Origin of the sequence: Huintestinicola butyrica (genome assembly GCF_025567215.1) — a bacterium.
Classification (GTDB): domain Bacteria; phylum Bacillota; class Clostridia; order Oscillospirales; family Ruminococcaceae; genus Huintestinicola; species Huintestinicola butyrica.
Genome location: NZ_JAOQKB010000007.1, coordinates 74810 through 93983, shown reverse-complemented (window position 1 = coordinate 93983; position 19174 = coordinate 74810). Strand labels below are relative to the sequence as shown.

Annotated in this window: 17 protein-coding genes; 1 reads left to right on the top strand and 16 read right to left on the bottom strand. The window is 48.3% G+C overall.

Annotation, left to right across the window (positions count from 1 at the left end; all coding sequences use genetic code 11):
• Positions 1-3 precede the first annotated feature (3 nt).
• From ispF to OCV68_RS08970, 5 genes are all read right to left on the bottom strand, one after another.
• Positions 4-477 (bottom strand): 2-C-methyl-D-erythritol 2,4-cyclodiphosphate synthase, encoded by a 474-nt coding sequence (gene ispF / locus OCV68_RS08990; protein WP_262572147.1) that lies wholly within the window; start codon positions 475-477, stop codon positions 4-6.
• An 18-nt stretch (positions 478-495) separates the two neighbouring features.
• The gene (gene ispD / locus OCV68_RS08985) at positions 496-1173 is read right to left on the bottom strand and encodes a 2-C-methyl-D-erythritol 4-phosphate cytidylyltransferase (protein ID WP_022474708.1); all 678 of its coding nucleotides are present in this window, start codon (positions 1171-1173) and stop codon (positions 496-498) included.
• A 3-nt stretch (positions 1174-1176) separates the two neighbouring features.
• A complete protein-coding gene (locus tag OCV68_RS08980; protein ID WP_262572114.1) occupies positions 1177-1524 on the bottom strand; it encodes a hypothetical protein in 348 nt (115 codons plus the stop codon).
• 28 nt (positions 1525-1552) lie between these two features.
• Entirely contained in the window at positions 1553-2302 is a 750-nt protein-coding gene (locus OCV68_RS08975; RefSeq protein WP_262572113.1) for a TPM domain-containing protein, read from the bottom strand.
• A gap of 129 nt (positions 2303-2431) precedes the next feature.
• Positions 2432-3499 (bottom strand): zinc ribbon domain-containing protein, encoded by a 1068-nt coding sequence (locus OCV68_RS08970; RefSeq protein WP_262572112.1) that lies wholly within the window; start codon positions 3497-3499, stop codon positions 2432-2434.
• 202 nt (positions 3500-3701) lie between these two features.
• Between OCV68_RS08970 and OCV68_RS08965 the strand changes: the two genes are divergently transcribed.
• A complete protein-coding gene (locus OCV68_RS08965) occupies positions 3702-4532 on the top strand; it encodes a purine-nucleoside phosphorylase (protein ID WP_147621908.1) in 831 nt (276 codons plus the stop codon).
• Between the two features lie 75 nt (positions 4533-4607).
• On the opposite strand, the gene OCV68_RS08960 is transcribed toward OCV68_RS08965, so the two are convergent.
• The 11 genes from OCV68_RS08960 to pknB form a co-directional block, all read right to left on the bottom strand.
• Complete coding sequence (locus tag OCV68_RS08960) at positions 4608-7580, bottom strand: hybrid sensor histidine kinase/response regulator (RefSeq protein WP_262572111.1); 2973 nt, start codon at positions 7578-7580, stop codon at positions 4608-4610.
• 56 nt (positions 7581-7636) lie between these two features.
• A complete protein-coding gene (locus OCV68_RS08955) occupies positions 7637-9124 on the bottom strand; it encodes an extracellular solute-binding protein (protein ID WP_262572110.1) in 1488 nt (495 codons plus the stop codon).
• A 435-nt stretch (positions 9125-9559) separates the two neighbouring features.
• Positions 9560-11815, bottom strand: a complete 2256-nt coding sequence (locus OCV68_RS08950) for a YfbK domain-containing protein (RefSeq protein WP_262572108.1) — start codon at positions 11813-11815, stop codon at positions 9560-9562.
• A gap of 196 nt (positions 11816-12011) precedes the next feature.
• Positions 12012-12692, bottom strand: a complete 681-nt coding sequence (locus OCV68_RS08945; protein WP_262572106.1) for a DUF6796 family protein — start codon at positions 12690-12692, stop codon at positions 12012-12014.
• A gap of 209 nt (positions 12693-12901) precedes the next feature.
• Positions 12902-13831: a translation elongation factor Ts gene (gene tsf / locus OCV68_RS08940; protein ID WP_262572105.1), complete on the bottom strand. Its 930-nt coding sequence runs from the start codon at positions 13829-13831 to the stop codon at positions 12902-12904.
• A gap of 115 nt (positions 13832-13946) precedes the next feature.
• Positions 13947-14681, bottom strand: coding sequence for a 30S ribosomal protein S2 (gene rpsB / locus OCV68_RS08935; RefSeq protein WP_022474432.1), 735 nt, complete (start codon positions 14679-14681; stop codon positions 13947-13949).
• 163 nt (positions 14682-14844) lie between these two features.
• Positions 14845-15132: a PRC-barrel domain-containing protein gene (locus OCV68_RS08930; RefSeq protein WP_262572104.1), complete on the bottom strand. Its 288-nt coding sequence runs from the start codon at positions 15130-15132 to the stop codon at positions 14845-14847.
• A 65-nt stretch (positions 15133-15197) separates the two neighbouring features.
• Positions 15198-15290, bottom strand: a complete 93-nt coding sequence (spoVM, locus tag OCV68_RS08925) for a stage V sporulation protein SpoVM (RefSeq protein WP_022474430.1) — start codon at positions 15288-15290, stop codon at positions 15198-15200.
• A gap of 57 nt (positions 15291-15347) precedes the next feature.
• The gene (locus tag OCV68_RS08920; RefSeq protein WP_262572103.1) at positions 15348-15956 is read right to left on the bottom strand and encodes a thiamine diphosphokinase; all 609 of its coding nucleotides are present in this window, start codon (positions 15954-15956) and stop codon (positions 15348-15350) included.
• Positions 15953-16819 (bottom strand): ribosome small subunit-dependent GTPase A, encoded by an 867-nt coding sequence (gene rsgA / locus OCV68_RS08915; protein ID WP_262572102.1) that lies wholly within the window; start codon positions 16817-16819, stop codon positions 15953-15955. Before rsgA ends, OCV68_RS08920 begins: the two co-directional genes overlap by 4 nt.
• Before the next feature lie 75 nt (positions 16820-16894).
• The gene (gene pknB / locus OCV68_RS08910; RefSeq protein WP_262572101.1) at positions 16895-19141 is read right to left on the bottom strand and encodes a Stk1 family PASTA domain-containing Ser/Thr kinase; all 2247 of its coding nucleotides are present in this window, start codon (positions 19139-19141) and stop codon (positions 16895-16897) included.
• Positions 19142-19174 lie beyond the last annotated feature (33 nt).

The following is a 19174-nucleotide window of genomic DNA, read 5'->3' as shown; positions in this document are numbered from 1 at the left end:
TCCTTATTTTTTCACGATAATGCACACCGCATGGGCGGAAATGCCCTCACCCGAGCCTGTGAAGCCCAGCTTTTCCTCTGTGGTGGCTTTGACACTTACGTTGTCAATGTCCGTTCCGCAGGCGTTGGCAATGTTTCTGCGCATATTTTCAATATACGGCGCAAGCTTGGGGCGCTGGCAGATGATCGTGCTGTCGATGTTCCCTACCTTATAACCCTTTTCACCGATAAGCTCAATTACATGACGGAGCATTTTAATGCTGTCCGCACCGATCCACTTCTCGTCAGTGTCGGGGAAATGCTCTCCGATGTCCCCCAGAGCACAGGCTCCGAGAAGTGCGTCCATCACCGCATGAGTCAGAACGTCCGCATCGGAATGCCCCAACAGACCCAGCTCGTAAGGTATCTCCTCGCCGCCGATAATAAGCTTTCGATTCTCCACAAGCCTGTGAACGTCATATCCGTGACCTATCCTCATCATATCCGCCTTTCAATATCACTGGTTCATTATGGCTTCTGCTATAGCCATGTCTTCGGGAGTGGTTATCTTGATGTTCTTGTAGTCAGAGGGGGTCATGTTTATCTTGACGCCCATTGCCTCCACAAGCTGGCAGTCGTCTGTAAAATCAAGGTCATGCTCGGCGGCAAAGTTCACGCCGTCAAAGTAATACTTTTTCTTGAATATCTGAGGTGTCTGGGTGATGTAAAGCTTGCTCCTGTCGGGAGTGTCGCATATCATTCCGCCCTCAACGTGCTTGATGGTGTCCTTTACGGGAACGCCCAGCACTGCTCCCCCGAATATGGAAGCGTCCCTTATGCACTGCCTGATATTATCGGAATTTACCAGAGGACGTGCCGCATCATGCACAGCTATGAGAGTAGTCTCCCTGGAAACCAGCTTCAGCGCATTTATAACCGACTGCTGACGGGTCTCTCCCCCGCCTGCACAGCCTGCAAACTTGGTTATGCCGTTATCAAGAGCGATGTTTGCGATAATGTCCGCATCGCACTCACGGGCAGCGACGATTATCTCGCTGACCTCCTCCACAGCCTGAAAAGCAAGCATAGAATAAGCAATAACAGGCTTTCCTTTGAGCATAGCAAGCTGCTTGTTAAGCCCCTGCATACGCTCAGCATGACCTGCTGCCGCAATAATTACCGAAACCGTATCCATACCTTAATATCCTTTCTTCAAGGTCACAGTTACCTCGGGCGAAATATTGCTGCCCGCAAAGCTGTAATGAACCGTGTATTTTTCTTCGTTGACCGTTATCCCGTAGTTTTCCTCAAGATATGAAAGTTCCTCGGGATATGCCCCCTCAGCCGCATAGCACATAGCCGCAGCCCTGACGATATTCTGCCGCAGACTGCTTGTCATATATGCGCTTTCCGCACTTTCGGAGCGGTCTATACCCACTGCTGCGATCACTGCGACAGCGGCAAATATCATAAGTGGGATAGCAGTGCAGAACCTGACAGCATAAAAGCTCAGTTTCTTTCGCTTTCCCGTCCATATGTTTTTCATATTATTATACCCGCTTTAAGGCAATGTATCAGAAGCTTCCGCTGGAATGTCCGCTGTCGCTGCTTCCCGAGGAGTCGGAATCAGTCTCACGCTTTGTTCTGGTGATGCTGGTGTAAAGGAAAATATCCCTTGCCCTGTCAAGGCTGAATCCGTCCTTTCGCAGATACTCGTTTGCCATGGGATTTGTTTTGAGGGTGTTCATCTGGCTCTTCATAATAAGCACAGTTATAAGAGCAATGACCAGTCCGCAGCCGATTCCGATGGGAACAGCATATGAAGGCTCGGCGTTGGGGCCGTTCTCATATACGTTGTATATTTCCTCTTCCACCTTGTCGGCATAGCCCATAAAGGCGGTGTAATACTCACCGTCGGTGAGATAAGGCTGAAGATCGGACGCAAGGTCGTTACGAATGCTCTTTATCATTATCTCATCTTTCATCTGACCGAAAGCGTAGATATCATACTTGCGCTCGTTCATCGCCACAAGATAGATGATTCCGCTGCCGTTTATGCCTGCGTCCAGCTCGGAAGCCAGCCGTTCATTGTAGCTTTCCACCTCATAGCCCTCAAGGTCATCAGTGGTATAAACAATAACGTCCTGACTGTATGTGTATGCGATCTCCTCAAGGCGTGTCTCGATCTCACGAGCATCCTCCTCGGCAAGGAGACCGGCCTCATCATAAAGCTTGTATTCGCTTTCTGCGCTTACAGCCACACCTGACATAAGCATAACAGCCGCCGCTGAAATCGCACAGAATATCTTTGATACTTTTTTCATGCCATGTCCCCCTTACTTGTCATTGCGCTTATTCAGCTTGATAAGCAGAACGTTCACTGCCGCAGAAGTCAGGGCAGCAACGGCAAATGTAACAACGATCTTCATAAAATTAGACATACCGCAGCCTCCTTATATGCCAAGCATACCGAGTATCAGAGCTATAATAACAGCCGATACCGCAGCCACAGCCACAAACATTGCCGCTGCACGCCTGGGGGACACGGGAAGCTCACCCACGAATCTGCCTGTCTGACCGTTCATTGCAAAAGTATATTTCTTATCGCCGAACTGTACGGACATGAGCCACATGGGCATAAGGGCATATCCCGTCTTGCCGTCCTTCATTCTGAGGTTGGCGCTTTCCACGGTCACGGCTGAATAATCTGCCGTGGTAGCCATGAAAGCGTTCTCGGTGCTTACCTTGATACGCTGATTTGCACGCTCACGGCAGTCCTCGGCGGGAATATCATATCTGTCGGCAAGGTAGCCGGAAAGATACGCCGCATTATAGCCCGTAGCTGCGTCCATGGCAAAAGGCTCGATAGCTTCCGTTATCTCGCTGCCAAGCTTTGTGGTTCCGTCAACGGGAACGTGCTCAAAGCCTACCTTTCCGCCTCTTATGAGCAGGAAATGGTCGGTCTTTGTAACGTCATAATCACCCTCTGTCCAGCTGGTGACCTTTTCGCCTCTGAAACGATAGTCAGCGTCAACATCGCAGTCGAAAAGCCAGTAGGGAACATACATTCCCTCTACCTTTTCGATCCTGTTGCCGTTTATAAAATCAGAGGGAAGCAGGGGGCGGCCCTTGCAGAATGACTTGAACTTCTCAACTGCCTGCTCCTTGCTCACCTTGAAGGGAATAACATAATCGGGACGGAGCATACCGTCAAACTTGTCGTTCATTACAAAGGGATTGCCGCAGTAGGGGCAGTATGTGGCGCCAAGGCTCTTATCGCCTGTGACCTCTGCTCCGCAGGAAGAGCAGGTGTATGTGCAGATGTCGCCGTCCATATCAACAGTAGTGTCACTGTGGTCGCTCCACTCCATATCAGTGCTTGAAGGCTCGGCTGACGAAAGGGCATTAACGGCCTCAACGTCCAGCTCGGTGCCGCAGTATTCGCATGTCATTTTCTGGGACTGTGATGAGAATGTCAGCTCCGCACCACAGCAGGGGCATTTAAATGCAGTTGTACTCATATGATGTCCACCTTTCCGACATTTGTTGAAAATATCTGATTAAAAGCGTATATTACTGCTATTATTTTACCATATTATTACATTTAAGTCAATAGAATTTATAAATTTGGCAAAGTGCAGGGCGTTATCATTCTCCTCCCCTTGCAAATCACAGCCCGATAGTGTATAATGATAACAAACAAATCTGAAAGGCGGCTGTTATATGTCAAAGGTTTATGAAAGACTTTTAAAATGCTACCAATGCTTCAAGGAAAAGATCGACTTTACCCCCAAGATAGCACTTATCCTCGGCTCGGGACTGGGCGATTACGCTGAGCAGGCGGATATAAAGGCTGTGCTTGATTACAAGGACATCGAGGGCTTCCCCGTTTCCACCGCTCCCGGTCACAAGGGCCGCTTTGTTTTCGGCTACGTGGGCGGCGTTCCCGTGGTAATTATGCAGGGAAGAGTGCATTATTACGAGGGCTACTCCATGGAGGACGTTGTGCTCCCCACCAGACTTATGAAGATGATGGGTGCAGAGGTATTGTTCCTTACCAATGCGGCAGGCGGCGTGAACTGGCAGTTTGAATGCGGCGATTTTATGCTCATCAACGACCAGATCTGCATGGCTCCCTCTCCCCTTATCGGCGAAAATCCCGATGAGCTTGGCCCCCGCTTCCCCGATATGAGCGAGATATACAGCAAGGAGCTGCGTGAGGTGATCCGCCACACTGCAAGAGACCTTGACATCAGGCTCAGAGAGGGTGTATATATCCAGCTCACAGGCCCCAATTACGAGTCACCCTCTGAGGTAAGAATGGTGCGCACCCTTGGCGCAGACGCCGTGGGAATGTCCACCGCCTGCGAAGCCATTGCGGCAAATCACATGGGAATGAAGATAGCGGGGATCTCCTGCATCTCGAACCTTGCCTGCGGCGTATCCAACCGTCCTCTTTCCCATGCGGAGGTGCAGGAAACAGCTGACAAAGCTGCTCCCCTTTTCACAAAGCTTATCACCGAGTCCATAAAGAATATTTACGCACAGATGTGATAATAACCAAAATAAAACGCATACATCAAAAAATCCATGGAAGTTTTCCTTTCCATGGATTTTTTGTTTGCATTATCAGCTGAGCCATTTTTGCAGCACCTTGACAAGCTTATCAATGTCAAGAGGCTTTGCAATGTGTTCGTCCATGCCTGAGCTGCGGGCTTTCTTAACGTCCTCAGCAAAGGCATCGGCAGTCATGGCGATGATAGGTATGGTTCGTGCGTCCGCTCTGGGCTGGCTCCTGATGGTAAGGGCGGCGTTATAGCCGTTCATCACAGGCATCTGGATATCCATAAAGATAAGTCCGTAATAGCCTGCCTTTGAAGCCAGGAACTTATCCACAGCCTCCTGACCGTTCTCCGCCATTTCAACGGTTATGCCTGTCATTTCAAGCAACTCGCCTGCTATTTCACGGTTAAGCTCATTATCATCTACCAGCAGCACCCGCTTGTCCTTGAAATGGGCTTTTTTAAGGTTATCCACATTTTTCGAAGATGGTGTGAGGGCTGTGGGAAGCGCATTTCCGCCGTTGCCGCCGAATTTAAGGAACAGCGTAACGGTGAACACAGTGCCCTTTCCCGGCTTGCTCTTTACCTGGATATCGCCGTTCATCATCTTAACAAGGTTGTAGGTTATCGCCATGCCAAGACCTGTGCCCTGCTGCTTGTTGACACGCTCGTCATCTGCTCTTTCAAAAGGCTCGAAGATGTTTTTCAGGAATTCTTCCGACATTCCTATGCCGTTGTCCTTGAAAACAAACTCATAGCAGCCAACGTTCTTGTTGCCCACAGGCTTTTCGGTAACGTCAATGGTGATAGTGCCGCCGTTGTTGGTGTATTTGACAGAGTTGCTTACGATATTCACGAACATCTGCTGTATTCTCAGTCCGTCGCCTATGACTGTGGGGTGAACTATGTCGTGCTTGTGCATGATTATCTGGTGATCCTTTGCCTTGGCATCGGGCTTCACCATTTCAAGCAGGCTGTCAAGGAGGGCATTAAGGTCTATCTTATCCTCGATAAGCTCAAACTTGCCTGATTCGATCTTGCTCATATCAAGAACATCGTTCAGTATTGAAAGCAGATAATTGCCCGATACGGATATTTTTTCAAGGCAGTCCGCAACCTTTTCCTTGTCGTCGATATGGCTGTTTGCGATAACGGTCATGCCCACAATGGCGTTCATAGGCGTTCTGATATCGTGGCTCATTCTGGAAAGGAAGTCAGTCTTGGCATTGTCCGCACGCCTTGCGTTCTCGTAAGCGTCACGGAGCGCTCTGTTTGCCTTCAGGAGCTTTTCGGTGTACTCATTGTCCTTGTACTCGGCTATCTTCTTCTTTTCGGCAACAGTTTCGGAAATATCCTGAACAAGTCCGATAACGTCCTTGTTTAGAGTGGAAAGGGTTATCTTGTACCACACTTCCTTGCCGTTCTTTTCTCTCTTTATCTCCACGCTGCTTCCCGATTCTGGAACGGAAGCGGCATCGCAGTACTGCTCAAGTATCTTTCCGTCAGTGTCTATCTTCTCGAACTGGTGACTGAATATCTCCTCGGAAACGGTGATGTCGCTGTGAGGGATATCGTCAAAATCCATTATCCTTGTAAGGCTTTCGCTGACGAAAACGGTGTGGGCACGCATATTTACCATGAATACGCCTATCTTGCTATCCGTAAGGGTGATTATCCTTGACACACGGGAGGCATATTCATTGGCGCTGACTTGGAGCTGGACTATTGCCGAAGCCAGCCTGTCGATCTCGGTGATGCCCGAGTTGCCGAAGTTCAGCAGCGCACCCTCGTTCTGCTGTGCGTTGTTGAGGGTGTTTATCATAGCCGCAACGGGCTTGCTTATCTTGCGTCCTGTGTAAAATGAGAACGCAATGCCGCACACTACCGTAATAGACACGGATATGATGAACACATTGATAAGGAACCAGTAAATACTCAGTATCCCCGACTTATCCGCCGCAGATATCAGCGCCCAGTGCTGCTGATTATAGGGTGAGCCTGAGTTATAGATGTTCATTCGCTGTATGCAGCCGAGGGATGAGCTTTTGTGCCCTGCCGCAAATTCATAAATGCCGTAGCTGTTGTCCGCATTTTCATCAAACACGGTATCAGCGCTCACAAGTCTTGTGTAGATAGGGCCTGAGTGAAGCTCGGGAGTATATATGCCGTCTCCCTCAATATCGCTGCTGATGATATAGCAGGCAGACTCATTGAAGAAGTCGTTTGCGGGTATATTTTTAAGTATTGTCTTTTCCATAAGACCAATTCCTACAACGCCATACACACGGCCGTCAGATGAAACCAGGGGAAAGGTATATTTCATGCTCTTCTGAGCCGAAGGGGATATTTTGGAAAATCCGCTCCAGTAGCCCAGATTATACACGGGCTTGTCTGGATAAAGCTCCTTAGACTCCATGGGAACTGTGTAAAAGCTGAAATCATTATCATCATTTATCACCAGATGCGGCGCCCATTCGGAATCGAGAGCCGTTCCAAGCTCATGTGCGATATCAGAGCTGCCCATCTCCATGTATATGTCCTTTATATCTGTGGTGCTGTTCTCATAGGCATCCGTATCACGCAGATACAGTCCCGCACGTACGGTATCCGTATCGGTATCGTAAAGGCTGCCCGTATCGAGAATGATAAAGGCATCGTTCACCATATCTCTTCTGATAAGGGATACAATGGCATCTGATGAACGTATCAGCAGCTCCTTGTTTACCTCCTTATCCTCCGAAAGCTGATCCAGCGTAATGCCGTTTTCGTCCAGATATTCCTCGGTTATATGGTTTATCTCCACCGCAGTCTCATATACCGGCGAGGTCTTCTGATTGAGCATATACTCCACATAGCTTGCTCTGTTGGCTGTCTTTTCGATAAGCAGATTATAGGAATATTTCTTTATGTAGGTAAGCTCGCCGCTGACCAGCATTACTATCGCAAAAACAGCTACCTCCAGGATACCGAGTATAAGCATTGGAATCATTACCTTGGAGAGCATTGATTTTCCATGTACCTTTTCAGACTTACCGTTCATACCCGAAACCTCCTTTCACGTTATACCGTTCTCAACAGCTCTTATTATCAGTTTGTTCAGCTGATCGCAAAGCCGGAATTTTTAACATTGCCAAGACCTGCCGCAAAATCGCTGTACCACTTTTCAAAAGCGGCATCATTGGTGTATTCGTCCTGCACAGCAGTGCGGTCCTCGCCTGCGTCTATCCTGCTGCTTGCCTCTTCATAAGCGTCCTTTGCGGTGTTTGTGAGAGTGCTGTCAATGTAGGAACGAACATCGGCGGAAGCCTCATAAGGCACGCTGGTGTAAAGATTGTAGCTGTTTATCTCGCCGATAGCCACCTCAAAGGTGCCCTTGAGATTGTCGGAGATATCACTCTTGTAGCTTATGATCTTGTTGATGTCATTTGCAGACTTCTTAACAGGCAGATAGCCGGAGTTTACGGCAAACTCAATGTTTCTCTCTTCCTCGGTGAACCATTTGAGGAACACAGCGCAGGCATATTCGGTCTTGTCGTCCGACTTTACAACGGACATTCCCGCACCCTGCTGAACGATATATGGGTCGCAGCCCTCGAAATTGGGCACCTGAAGCACGGCAATGTCAATGGGATAGGTATGGTCATCGTTGATAGTTACCTCGTTGGGGCAGTAGGAAGCGGCTGAGTTGGAGCATACCATGGCAATGATATTGCCTGTTTTCATATCATCGCTCCTGAAACGGCTGTCCGCAGCGTAATATCCCTTAACAAAGGGAACGTAGTAGTTTTCCCACAGGCGGCGGAGAACTTCCTTGTCAGCACTGACCACAACGTTTCCGTCACCGTCAGGCTCGGCAAATGCACAGCCCAGCTGCTTTGCGCCTGTTACCATGTAGTTTGCGATGGAATCCCTGCCGAAAAATGCCTTGCCGTCGTTGGGGATATCGGGGGTAAGTCCGTCGGTGTAGTTGTAATACTTCTCGGCGGTGGCTGCCAGACCCTCCCATGTGGAAAGATCATCAAAGAAAACATTCTCAGCCTCGGCAAATTTTGCCCAGTCTGTAACGTTTATCATCATTATCTCGGTGCTTTTCGCAACGGGGAAAATTTTAAGGGACTCATCACCGCTGCCTGAATTTATCCTGCCCTCGGCTATGTATTCGTCAACATATTCACCAAGCTCCTCATCGGTGAAGAACCTTGATATATCAGCCAGAGCGCCCTTTTTATCTGCGATATAAGCTGTCTCGGCGTATGTTCCGAAGATATTGGGGAGTGTATCGGCGCCCGCATCATTGTTGAGAGAAGCCACAACGCTGTCTGCCAGCTCGTTTACGGAGTTCTTGGAAAAAGCCTCCACGATAATGCCCTTTTCCATTCCCACGGTGTTGTTGAACTCAGCCACCATATCGTCAAACTGGGTCTGCTGGATACCGTTATAGTAATGCCAGATGGTTATTGCCACTGGCGAATCCTTATCAAGGAGCTTATCGTAATTTTTTGTTCCTGTATCTCCGCAACCCGAAAGAACAGACGAAAGAATGACGCAGGCAGCGGCAAGCGCTGTTTTTCTGTAATTTCTCATTTATTTTCCCCTTTTCTTTATTTGTATGCCCCACAGAACTGCTGTCTCATCAGAGCATGAAAAGACATACTGTAATTATAGCGCACTATTGTTAATAAAGTCTTGTATTTAAAATAAAATCGAATAAATAATTATGGATTTTATTTCAGGCTGACAACAAAAATCCGCCTGCCCCGAAAGACAGACGGATTTTTAGAACCTGTCTTCATAAGAAATGTGTGCGGATTTTCGAGCATAATTTTGTTGCAGAGTAGGCAAAAATCCGCAGGCGGGCTTTCGTCCGGCAAGGATTTTTAACGCAGTCTAAGGCAAAATTTGCCGAAAAGACGTTCGCATACGCTTGTGAAGACAGGTTCTTATTTGTGATCAGTATAACACCTCAAAAATGCCGCCCCAAAGCATTGCTCCGGAGCGGCATGTCATACTGATCTTTAATTATTCACCGTATTTTTCCTCGTAAAGCCTTACAAGCTCTTCAAGATCATCACTGCAGCCGATCTTGCTTCCTATGCCCGAAAGCAGCTTTTTGATGTCGGAAAGGCTTGCCGTGCCCTTGTAGTCGCTGTCTTTAAGTATAAGCCCGAACTCGGTGACAGCGCAGGCAAACCTCATTCTTGTGCTCATCTTCTCCGCAGGCGAGTACAGGCTGCCCTTTATGGCTGCGGATATCATTCTGGACTTTGTTTCCTCCGGGAGCTTGTAGCGCACCTTTAATGTACACCACTCGTCGGAATTTTTGCCTGTGTTCTGCTGATATTTAAGTCCGCCTGTTTTGCTGCCGTCGGCGGGGATTATCTCGTAAAGCACGGTCACGCTGTGACCTGCGCCCACATCTCCTGCGTCCTTATCATCATTTTCAAAGTCCTCATTGTTAAGTCTGCGGTTGTCATAGCCTACCAGGCGATAGCTCTTAACGTTCTGCGGATTGAACTCCACCTGGAGCTTAACGTCCTTGGCAATGGTGTAAATGGTGCTGTTCCGCTCCTCCAAAAGAACCTTTTGTGCTTCCTTTGCGGAGTCGATATAGTGATAGCTTCCGTTGCCGTTGTCAGCCAGGGCTTCCATCTTCTCGTCCTTGAGATTATCTCCGCCGAAGCCCAGAGTGGTGAGATATATGCCGCTCTCACGCTTTTCCTCAATAAGCTTCACCAGCTCGTCGGTGTCGGTTATGCCCACGTTAAGGTCGCCGTCGGAGGCGAGGATAATGCGGTTGTTGCCACCCTTGATGTAATACTTCTCAGCCAGCTCATATGCAGCCCTTATGCCGCTTTCGCCGTCAGTACAGCCGTTTGCATCAAGCATACCTGTCACAGTTTCCACAGTCTTTGTCTGATTGCCCCTTGCCCCTGCAAGAACAATGCGCTCATTGCCCGAATAGGTTATGACGGAGATCCTGTCATTCTCCGTCATAGTGTCCATAAGAGTGTTCACGGACTTGATTACCAGCGGCAGCTTATCATCGCTGTACATCGAACCGCTGACATCAATAAGGAACACCAGATTTGAATCGGGAGTTTTCTCCTCGGGGATATCCCTGCCCTGAACGCCTATCATCATAAGCTTGCTGTCCTTGTTCCAGGGGCAGTCGGAAAGCTCATAGGTAAGGGAAAAGGGCGACTCTCCCGTGGGCTGAACGTAGTTGTAGTCAAAATAATTGAGCATTTCCTCAATGCGGACAGCATCTTCGGGGATAGTATCTCCGCCCTTTATGAGCCGCCTGAGATTTGCGTATGAAGCCGTATCCACGTCAGCGGAGAATGTGGACACAGGGTCGGTAGCGGCATTTTTATAACCGCTTTCCTTTGCGTCGGAATATTCCTCGGTATTTTCGGCATAGCGCTCACTGTCATAATAATCATCTGTTTCTTCCAATATTTCCGAACCCTCGCTAGCAACGCCCTCTCCCGCATCAATGTCGATTCCTCCGTGATTGGACGGCCGTGGACGTCTCACCTTTACTGTGTTTGAAAAAGCTGTCTCGACCTTTTCGCCCTCATCGGTCACAGCAACTGCGGTTATGCAGTATTCCGCCGATTTTCCCACATAATCTTCGTATTCCGTCCCGAACAGTGATGCGTCAAGAGAATATTCCTTTTCTCCATTTTTCTTGACATAAATATTGTAATACAGCGCATTTTTCACAGGCTTCCAGTAAAGCTCCACTCTGTTGCTGCCCTCTTGGAGACCGCCTTTGAGCCTGGGCTTTGACTTTTTGAAAGCCTTTACAGCCGTTTCATCAGATGAAAGGGTGGAAACAGATGCGTGCACAGTGTTTGAAAAACCCGTCTCCACCATCTCATCGTCATAGGTAAAGGTTACGGCTGTGACACGATAGGACGTGAATTTGTAGATATTCTCACTGTAATTCGTGTCAAAAGTCGCTTCGACAAGCTTGTAACCGTAATCTCCGACTTTCTTGTAAACATTGTAATACAGTGCATTTTTGACAGGCTCCCACTCCAGACTTACCTCTGCAAATGCGCCCTCCCAGTTCATATAACCGCTGTCGGGCTTCTCACAGGTGACGGCAAGCCTGGGCTTTGATTCCTTAAAACTCTTTACCGCCTTTGTATCAGAAGAAATTGGCGTGGGAAGCTCATTCATATCTATCTCAGCCGATGTATTCCCTGCCATGGGTACAGTTCCTGCCGCAATAAGCACTGCAAGTAAAAATGACGCTGCCTTTTTCAAAATACGACACTCCTTTATGACAAATGAAAATCCAAATAATATTTTGTAATTTCATTATACAACATATTACCGATATTTTCAACAATTATTAAATTTTGTAACCGTATTTTGATAAAAAAAAGAGCGGAACAAAATGTCCCGCCCTTTGCAGTTTCCTACAGTATTTCTCCGAACCCATAAAGCCTTTTTTATAAACTTATTTTTTGCGGTTTATAATTATGATCCATACGGTGAAAATTATTATTGCGCCAAGGCTCATATTGGAGCAGGCAACGCCGTTCCAGAATGCAGATGTGCTCAGCTTTCCAAGCATATTAAGCAGTATTTTGAACATCAGCGGATTGATTAGCCATAGACAACTCGGGAGCATAGTTTTTTTCTTGGCAATGATAATGATAAACGTTACGACATTCACTAAATATGCTGCAAAGAAAATTACCATACAAGGAATAACATATCCGCCCTGCTCGTTCAGTATGACTGTCATCATATCGGACTGGCTTGTACCTGTTTCAAGGGCTTTTTTCATGCCAGTAACAAGGTAGCAGCAGATTATATGTATCGCACCGCCGAAAGCGATAAATCCATAGACAGAAGCCTTGTAAAGCTTTGCAAGAGTTGTTGTTTTATCGCCCATAAGCTCATATAATGCAAAATATCCGAACGCTGTAATGGGGATACCCACAAATCCGAATGAGCCTGCAAGACCTATTCTTGTGTAGCTGAGCTTTTCTGCGGCAATGATATACTGTCCGAGAGTGCCCTCTGCTCCCACCGAATCAACGCCCAGCAGCAGGAAGTCGCCAATCATTGTCAGTATTGCGCCGATCAGGCCATAGATAAGGTATCGGCTCTGTTTGGCATAAGTTTTATCCATAAATAAATCTCCTTTCACAAAACAGCCCAAACCTGTGTTGACCTCAGGTTTGGGCTGTTGAGTTTTTTTATTAAGGCTCTTCATTGTTTTAAAGAGCGGTATAACACAAATCGCAGGTTAATGTGTAAGAAGCATATCTGTTTCAGGCACACTGAGGAAGCCCTCGCTTGCGGTTTGCTTCAAACACCCGCTTTATAGGGATCCTTAAATCAATTGCCCTTAGCCATTGCAGCAACTTCAGCAGCGAAATCGTCTGCCTTCTTCTCAACGCCTTCGCCACGCTCGTAACGAATGCACTCAACAACTTCGATGGTGCCGCCCAGCTTCTTAGCTGCATCTGCAACATACTTAGCAACAGTGCCGTCGAAAAGGTCGCTTCTTACGAAGGTCTGCTCGAGGAGGCAGTTCTCAGAGTAGTACTTGCCAACCTTGCCTTCAGCGATCTTAGCTCTTACCTGCTCGGGCTTGGAAGCCATCTTAGGATCCTCAGCCATCTGAGCCATGATGATGGTCTTTTCGTTCTCGAGAACTTCAGCAGGAACAGCCTCTCTGTTGAGGTAGGAAGCGTTCATAGCAGCGGACTGCATTGCAACGTTCTTACCAACTTCTGCAACCTGGTCAGCAGTAAGATTGGTTTCCATTCTTACGAGAACGCCGATAGAACCGCCATTGTGGATATAGGAAGCGAGAACGCCCTCTCTTCTCTCGAAACGACGGATAACGATGTTTTCTCTGATCTTCATACCAGCAAGCTCAGTGAGAACTTCGCCAACGGTGGAAGTACCGCCGCTGATGGTCTTGGTCTTGAGGTCCTCAACGTCAGCAGGATTGGTCTCGATGATAGTCTTAGCAACAGCAGCAACGAAGTTCTTGATATCGTCAGTGTTAGCTGCGAAGTCAGTCTCGGTGTTTACCTCGAGAAGAACGCCCACATTGCCGTCAACGATAGCGGTAACGATACCCTCTGCTGCAGCTCTGCCGCTCTTCTTAGCCTGGGTAGCGAGACCCTTTTCACGGAGAAGAGTGATTGCCTTTTCCTTATCGCCGTCAGCCTCTTCGATAGCCTTCTTGCACTCCATCATGCCAACGCCGGTTGCTTTCATAAGTTCCTTGATTTCAGCAGGTGATGCCTTTGCCATAACTTTATCCTCCTAAAATTTTTCGAGTTTTCGTATTTTATCTTACATTCTTAAAATGCCCGAACGCTTTTCGGTCATTCGGGCATTTCGCATTACATTTATTGCTATTGCTTGATTATTCAGCAGCCTCTTCGGACTCAGCCTCAGCAGCTTCTGCAGCCTGCTGCTCGCCCTGTCTGCCTTCGATGATAGCGTCAGCCATTGCGCCTGCAATGAGCTTAACGGCTCTGATAGCATCATCGTTGCCGGGGATCACATAATCAGCGTCATCGGGATCGCAGTTTGTATCTACGATTGCAACAACGGGGATACCGAGCTTCTTAGCTTCGGAAACAGCGATCTTTTCCTTGCGGGGGTCAACGATAAAGAGAGCGCCGGGGAGCTTCTTCATGTCCTTGATACCGCCGAGGTACTTCTCGAGCTTCTCGATCTCGAGCTCAAGCTTAACAACTTCCTTCTTGGGGAGGAGGTTGAAAGTGCCGTCTTCCTGCATGGTGTGGAGCTGCTCAAGTCTTGCGATTCTTCTCTGAATGGTCTTGAAGTTAGTCATCATACCGCCGAGCCATCTTGCGTTTACATAGTAAGCGCCTGCACGGAGAGCTTCTTCCTTAACGGAATCGCCTGCCTGCTTCTTGGTTCCTACGAAAAGAACATTGTCGCCGTTCTCAGCAACGCTCTTGATGAAAGCATAAGCTTCGTCGAGCTTCTTTACAGTCTTCTGGAGATCGATAATGTAGATACCGTTTCTCTCGGTGAAGATGTAGGGAGCCATTTTAGGGTTCCATCTTCTTGTCTGATGACCAAAGTGTACGCCAGCTTCGAGGAGCTGCTTCATTGATACTACGCCCATTTTAATTTCCTCCTGGTTAGTAAAAAAATAAATTTTCCTCCGCCGTGTTTAGCTCGGTTAAAATCCCTCCGTGAGAAGAGACACCATCACCGAAAACGTCGGCGTGCGAATTGCTTTAATATTATACCATATCACCCGTTTGTTTTCAATAGGCTTTTTAACATTATTCAAACAAACTTACGCCTCTGTTTTTAGTGCTTTTATACAATTCATCGTCCTTTACCGACACCAGCACCGTATCTGTGCCTATTTTTTCGATGTCCGAGCAGGGTATCACTATGTCCTCATCTCTGCCCAGAAGCCCCATCATGCGTGGTCTGCCGCAGATAATGAGCGACTTTATCTTTCCCGACTCCGTGTCTATCTCCATGTCATCGATATAGCCTATCCTTGTGCCGCTGGACGTGCTTATGACCTCTCTGTCCCTCAGTTCGGAAAATGTGCATTTCATTGAAAGCCCTCCATTCATGACAAAACCGTCTCATACATAGGTATGAAACGGTCTGCGATAATATGTCAGCTTTCGTCAAGGGGTTCTTTTTTTATCCTGAAAATTATCCTGAACAGACCTGCCAGAAACTTTGGGCTCTTCACAACTACCATTTTCATAAAAGCACCTCCGAAATGTTTATATCTTATATTATTCGGTTTTATGCTTTTTGACACTCAGTATTCGATAATTACGAGAATTTTTCCCTCATATACCTGTATCTCGCCGTATTCTTCCCTGAAATTGTTGCTTACGCCCAAGGGGAAGTCACGGGTGACGGTCATATCCTCGCCGCCGTATTTCAGCCCACGCATGGCAAGCCGTGAGCTGTCAGTCAGGGAAAACACGGAGATATACCCCGCTCCCCTGCCCTCGTATCGCCTTGTGCCCTCGGTCTGCACGAACATCTTGCAGCTGCTGTCGATGATGCAGCCCTCGCCGCCGTGATCTGCGATATATTCAAGGGAGGATATGGCAGCAAGCGTGTGGTCAAGCCTTTTTCCGCCTGTAACGCCTGTCAGCACAAAATCCCTGTATCCACGCTCAAAGCCTATCTTTATGGCAAGCATAGTGTCCGTATCGTCCTTTTCGCAGGGGGCACGGACTATGGGGATATCCGAAGCATCGGGGACGCTGCCCTTTATGCTGTCCATATCCCCCACCAGCAGGTCGGGGGCGATGTTATTTTCCACGCACCTGTTATATCCGCTGTCCGCAGCGATAACAAAAGCGTCCTTTGTGTCGGGAAAGCGAGCTTCTCCGCCGCCTGCAATAACGCATATCATCTGCCTATCTCCCATTCCTTGATATTCTTTGCTTCCTCAAACATTTCCAGATAGCTTTCGTATCTGCTTTTTGAAATATCTCCGTTTTCTGCGGCAGCAGCCACAGCGCAGCCCTTTTCGCCGATGTGATTGCAGTCCGCAAAGCGGCATTTGCCCTCGTACTCCTCAAACTCACGGAAGCAGTATTTCAGCTCATCTTTCAGAATGACCGCATACTGCATTGTCTCAAAGCTGGAAAAGCCGGGGGTGTCGGCAATATATCCGCCGAAAAGCTTGTAGAGCCTTGAAACTCTTGTTGTGTGGCGGCCTCTGCCAAGCTTTCGGCTTATCTCCGCCGTTTTAAGCTCCAGCTCGGGAGCAATGTGGTTCAGAAGTGTGGATTTTCCCGCACCCGTGTTGCCTGTGAATGCGCATATATTCCCCTCCACAGCCGCCTTGACAGGTTCAAGGCTCGCAGGGTCGCTGTAGTCGCACACGATCGTCGGAATGCCTATTTTTCCGTAAATGTCAGGGATATTGCCGCACTCTTTCAGATCAACCTTTGTTATGGCGATCATGGGCTGTATGGACTTATACTCGCACACCGCTATGAACTTATCCACCAGCGTCAGGTTGGGCGACGGCTCGCAGGTGGAGATAACAAACACCATCACGTCCAGATTTGCCAGCGGCGGACGGATAATGCTGTTTTTGCGCTCGTCAATGCTGCTGATAACTCCGCCCTCAACGGTGCATCTGTCGCCTGCGCAGGGGGAAAGCCCGTCCTTTCTGAATATTCCTCTCGCTTTGAGCTGGACAATGCCGCTTTCGGTCTCCACAGTGTAAAGTCCGCCAAGGGATTCAAGTATAAGCCCTTTTTCCATTCAGTACGTTCCTTTCAAACAAGCGCCTGCAAAAGCCGATGTTTTGCAGGCGCCGCTGTAGTTTTATAAAAGTTATCAATAAGCGTTGATGATGCTGTTCCACCAGTCATCATATCCGCCGTTTCCGTCAAGGTTCGGGTCATAAGGGTCACTGAAGCTTCCGCCGCCGATGGGCTGAGTTACTGTAGTGGTTTCCCCGGGAACGCCGAACATCTGCCTGAGCAGATCCTTGTCGAATTTAAGCTCGGTAACGGTCTGAGCAGTGAAGTCGATGGTATATTCACCGATGATGTTTGTATCGCCCTTGCTGTCCGCAGCTTCAAGAACTACCTTCTGGGTATCGGTGCCCTCAACGGGAACGGAGATAGTGGAAACATATGCGATGTTATCCACAGATATTGTTCCTGCAATGTTGCCGTTGACATAGGCATTGAATGTTGCCTTGCCCTTGAGGTTGTCGGGAACTGCAAATGTGATGCTTACCTCTGCAGTGGGAAGCTTTCCTGAGCTGTATGTGAGCACCACTGTCTGGTCAGGGCTTACAACGTTGGACTCGCCGTCCTCGGTAAGAGCGGGAATGCTCTGCGAAATAACGGTATCCTCTTCCTCGGCTGAATCCTCTGCCTGGAGCTGTACTGTAAAGCCCATGCCCTCCAGAGTAGCCACAGCCTCTGCTTTCTTTGTACCCACAACGTTAGGCATTACCACGTCATATATCTCGGGGCCAAGGCTTACGTACATAAGGACTGTAGAACCTATCTCTGCCTCGGAGTTTCTGGGAGGATCGGTCTCGATGACCGTGTTCTTGTCGATATCGCTGTTCTGCATTACGATGCTTACGTTAAGTCCCGCACCCTTCAGCATACTTGTAGCCGTATTCGGCTCCAGCGAGTAAACGTTTGGCACAATTACCATCTGAGGACCCTTGCTGACAACTGCCTTTACCTGGGTGTTGCCCACGATGATAGGCGTGCCTGCCTTGGGTGTATGTGAAATGATGCAGCCCTGAGGTATCTCGGAATCGTACTTTTCCTGATCTACAACCAGGTCAAAATACTGGGCATATGTGCTCTTGCACTCCTGATAGTCATATCCTACCAGATTAACCATTTCCTCGGTATCGGTGCTTCCGCCGAAATTCTTGAGAATAACGATAGTGATGAAAACCACCGCAATGATTATGACTGCCGCTGCAATAGCTGTAAGGGCAACTACGAAATAAGATGACTTGGATACCTCGGTATCCTCCTCGTCCTCATCGTAATCATCGTCCTCGTCATATTCGGGTTCCTGTATCTTCTGTTTCTGTGGCTTTGCGGTCTTCGTTTTTCTCACCTCTTTTTTCTGAGCCTTTTTCTCAGGCTCAGGATCCTTGAATCTGGGACCTGCGGGTATCTCCTCTTCCGTAACAGCCTGAACGGCATCGGGCTTGCGGAAATACTGGGTCTTTTCCTCCTCCCCTGCGGGAAGGTTATATTCAAAAACAATGCTGGGATTTCGCTTGAATTCCTCGATATCCTTTATCATTTCCGATGCAGACTGATATCGCTTTGAAGCGTCCTTCTGCATGGCTCTGAGAACTATGGCCTCCAGCCCCTCGGGAATGGTGTCGTTTATCTGTCTGGGAGGTCTGGGAGCGTTCTGCATGTGCATAACAGCCACAGCAACGGGAGTATCCGCATCAAAGGGCTTCACACCTGTGAGCATCTCGTACATCATAACGCCTACGGAGTAGATATCGCTCTTTTCGTCGGTGATATCTCCCCTTGCCTGCTCGGGGCTGATGTAGTGAACGCTGCCTATCGCCTTGTCGGAGATGGTCTTTCCCTCTTCACGGGCAAACCGTGCGATGCCGAAATCCATGACCTTTATGGTGCCGTCGGGGAAAAGCATGATGTTCTGGGGCTTGATGTCTCTGTGAACTATTCCCCTGTCGTGAGCGTGCTGCAATGCCCTCAGTATCTGGATTATGAAGTGAACGGTGTCCTTCCATTTAAGAACGCCCTGCTGCTCCATAAATTCCTTGAGGGTGATGCCGTCGATATATTCCATTACGATGAACTGGATCTTGTCGCTGAATCCAACGTCGTATATCTTAACGATATTGGGGTGGCTGAGAACGGCAATAGCCTTTGACTCGTTCCTGAATCTGCGGACGAAATCGTCGTTGTCGGCAAATTCGCTCTTGAGGATCTTTACTGCCACGACCTTGTTGTCCTCCATAAGGTCAACAGCCTTGTAAACGTCAGCCATTCCGCCGATGCCGATAAGCTCGGTTATCTCGTAACGGCCGTCCAGCTTTTTGCCGATATATTTATCCATCAATCAAATTCACTCCAATTATTTCTGTTATGG

What these genes read in the sequence shown, in the direction of transcription:
- rsgA (WP_262572102.1), bottom strand. Translation starts at nt 16,819, where the DNA reads ATGGAAAAAGGGCTTATACTTGAATCCCTTGGCGGACTTTACACTGTG.
- ispD (WP_022474708.1), bottom strand. Translation starts at nt 1,173, where the DNA reads ATGGATACGGTTTCGGTAATTATTGCGGCAGCAGGTCATGCTGAGCGT.
- pknB (WP_262572101.1), bottom strand. Translation starts at nt 19,141, where the DNA reads ATGGATAAATATATCGGCAAAAAGCTGGACGGCCGTTACGAGATAACC.
- ispF (WP_262572147.1), bottom strand. Translation starts at nt 477, where the DNA reads ATGAGGATAGGTCACGGATATGACGTTCACAGGCTTGTGGAGAATCGA.
- OCV68_RS08970 (WP_262572112.1), bottom strand. Translation starts at nt 3,499, where the DNA reads ATGAGTACAACTGCATTTAAATGCCCCTGCTGTGGTGCGGAGCTGACA.
- OCV68_RS08960 (WP_262572111.1), bottom strand. Translation starts at nt 7,580, where the DNA reads ATGAACGGTAAGTCTGAAAAGGTACATGGAAAATCAATGCTCTCCAAG.
- spoVM (WP_022474430.1), bottom strand. Translation starts at nt 15,290, where the DNA reads ATGAAAATGGTAGTTGTGAAGAGCCCAAAGTTTCTGGCAGGTCTGTTC.
- OCV68_RS08965 (WP_147621908.1), top strand. Translation starts at nt 3,702, where the DNA reads ATGTCAAAGGTTTATGAAAGACTTTTAAAATGCTACCAATGCTTCAAG.
- OCV68_RS08980 (WP_262572114.1), bottom strand. Translation starts at nt 1,524, where the DNA reads ATGAAAAACATATGGACGGGAAAGCGAAAGAAACTGAGCTTTTATGCT.
- OCV68_RS08920 (WP_262572103.1), bottom strand. Translation starts at nt 15,956, where the DNA reads ATGATATGCGTTATTGCAGGCGGCGGAGAAGCTCGCTTTCCCGACACA.
- OCV68_RS08975 (WP_262572113.1), bottom strand. Translation starts at nt 2,302, where the DNA reads ATGAAAAAAGTATCAAAGATATTCTGTGCGATTTCAGCGGCGGCTGTT.
- OCV68_RS08930 (WP_262572104.1), bottom strand. Translation starts at nt 15,132, where the DNA reads ATGAAATGCACATTTTCCGAACTGAGGGACAGAGAGGTCATAAGCACG.
- OCV68_RS08955 (WP_262572110.1), bottom strand. Translation starts at nt 9,124, where the DNA reads ATGAGAAATTACAGAAAAACAGCGCTTGCCGCTGCCTGCGTCATTCTT.
- rpsB (WP_022474432.1), bottom strand. Translation starts at nt 14,681, where the DNA reads ATGGGCGTAGTATCAATGAAGCAGCTCCTCGAAGCTGGCGTACACTTT.
- tsf (WP_262572105.1), bottom strand. Translation starts at nt 13,831, where the DNA reads ATGGCAAAGGCATCACCTGCTGAAATCAAGGAACTTATGAAAGCAACC.
- OCV68_RS08945 (WP_262572106.1), bottom strand. Translation starts at nt 12,692, where the DNA reads ATGGATAAAACTTATGCCAAACAGAGCCGATACCTTATCTATGGCCTG.